The organism is Rhizobacter sp. P2_H2, assembly GCF_056403375.1.
Window position 1 is genome coordinate 1 of record NZ_JBFUFP010001396.1, and the last position, 1160, is coordinate 1160.

Consider the following 1160-nt stretch of genomic DNA (forward strand, 5'->3'; position numbering starts at 1 on the left):
GTCTTGCTCAGCGCGATGAAGCGATCGCGGCTGGCCTTGCCTTCACCGCCGTKCCACACGATGGCTTCGGTCAGCGTGCGGGCGCGGCTGTCGTGCAGGTAGCCGACCTTCACGTCCTTGCCGGCGACCAGTTCGGTGTAGCCGATGCCCCACAGGGCCGAGGTGCGCCACATGCTGCCGGTGGCCAGGCCTTCGGTCAGGCCGTCGGCCAGATCGGAGCCCATGTCATGCAGCAGCATGTCGGTGTAGGGCTTGATCTTCTGGCCGCGCGCTTCCTGGAACTCGCTGGTGGTGCCGGTCGTCATCGACGGTACGTGGCAGGTCGAGCACTTGATGGTGTTGAACACCGTCGCGCCGGCGGCGATCTTGTCGACGTCCGGGTTCAGCGCGGCCAGCGGCGATACACCCTTCGGGTAGCCGCTCGCCAGGCTGCGTTGCGCCGGCACGGCCAGCAGGGCCACGTAGCGTTCCAGCAGCGTCAGCGCCTCTTCTGTCAGGCCGGGGTCGACGCGGTTCGCGGTGCTGCACTTCGCCGGGCCATACAGGCAGTCGCGGTTCGGGTACACCGGCGAGGTGACCGACATGTCCAGCAGCGCGGCCGCCGACGCCTGGTGGCGCAGGCTGACCTTCGAGGCCTTCCAGCCGTAGCGGCCCAGGCGCACCTTGCCGGTCTCCGGGTCATACGCGTAGTTCGCGATGCCCTGGACGCCGTCGGCATCCGGAGCCGTCCTGGCACGCGCAATGATGTCGGCGTCCGGGATCGCCTCGAGCAGGCCCATGCCGATCACCGGCTGGGCGCTGCGCACCGAGAACACGTCCGGCGTCGGGCCGTCGAAGCTCACCACCGGCTTGCTCAGCTCCACCGAGCTGCCGTCGGCCAGCGTCACGGTTTTCAGCTCGAACTTCGACACGTGCACCGCGGTGCCCCAGTCACGACGCACGCCGTCGGTCGATCCCTTGGCGTTCATCTGCGCGCCCAGGCCGTACATCGGGTGCGGCAGCTGCTGCCCGTTCGCATCGACGGCTGCCGTGCGCACCGCCATCGTGTCGACCTTCTGGTTGACGACGGTGGGGGCCAGGCTGCGGCCGTTGTTGATGTGGCAGCCGAAGCAGGTCGACTGGTTGAACATCGGGCCTTGCAGGCCGATCGCGGCGGTGTT

The 1160-nt window shown here is 68.5% G+C and carries 1 protein-coding gene; it reads right to left on the bottom strand.

Annotated elements, in window-relative coordinates:
* On the bottom strand, positions 1-1160 hold a 1160-nt coding region (locus tag AC1D15_RS33395), incomplete at both ends, for a di-heme oxidoredictase family protein (RefSeq protein WP_477829445.1).